The 693-nt window shown below is 40.4% G+C and carries 1 pseudogene; it reads right to left on the reverse strand.

The window, feature by feature from the left end:
• Positions 1-333, reverse strand: a pseudogene (locus tag D5R40_RS43410) (glycogen debranching enzyme N-terminal domain-containing protein); the annotation flags it as partial.
• Between the last annotated feature and the right edge of the window lie 360 nt (positions 334-693).

Consider the following 693-nt stretch of genomic DNA (forward strand, 5'->3'; position numbering starts at 1 on the left):
TGGTGCGGTAAACAAAAGTCGGGAATTGTTCACGAGAGAAGCTTTTTTGGAAAATGTAGCCGTTGGGGAAAATGGCTCCCTGATACCTATTACAACCGAGGTCATACCTCTTGGCAGTTTCCGGCACATGGATGGTTTCATCCATCTTGGAAAGTATCACCTGGCGTCCTACGGTGGTTTGGAAGCCGCGACCAAAAGTCCGTGATATCTTCGGTTGAGGGTACCAATGATGCTAGAGCAACTATAACCTCCCAGTCCGTTGGTTTCTAACCATTCGTACTGACTCGCAAGGTCAAATCGGTTGAGGATGGCAGTATCAATTGAATTCTTCATGTAAATTTCCGTAAAAGCGGTCTCATCTAGTTATTCATAATTACACGAATGAGCATTAATATCCTGTCATAAGTCCGACATGGACTTAAAAAGGCGTTAATTTGGGCAATAAGCCAGTTTTCTGGTTTGGAAGAAGTTGATGTGGATCAGGTAAGTCCTATCTCCCTATTCCGACAGGATTTATCCAAAGATCACTTTAAATACGATACTCCTCCAAGTGGGTTTCACGATATTTCTAACAAAACTCAAAATGAATTTTTTGTTAAAAATATATTCCAAGAGTCGAATATAATAACCCCGATGTGCACATAAATTCAGAAAATGTGCAGGCTTTATGCCAATTTCACAATTAAAAAAAAC

The sequence above is a fragment of the Okeania hirsuta genome, from assembly GCF_003838195.1.
Taxonomy (GTDB): Bacteria; Cyanobacteriota; Cyanobacteriia; order Cyanobacteriales; family Microcoleaceae; genus Okeania; species Okeania hirsuta.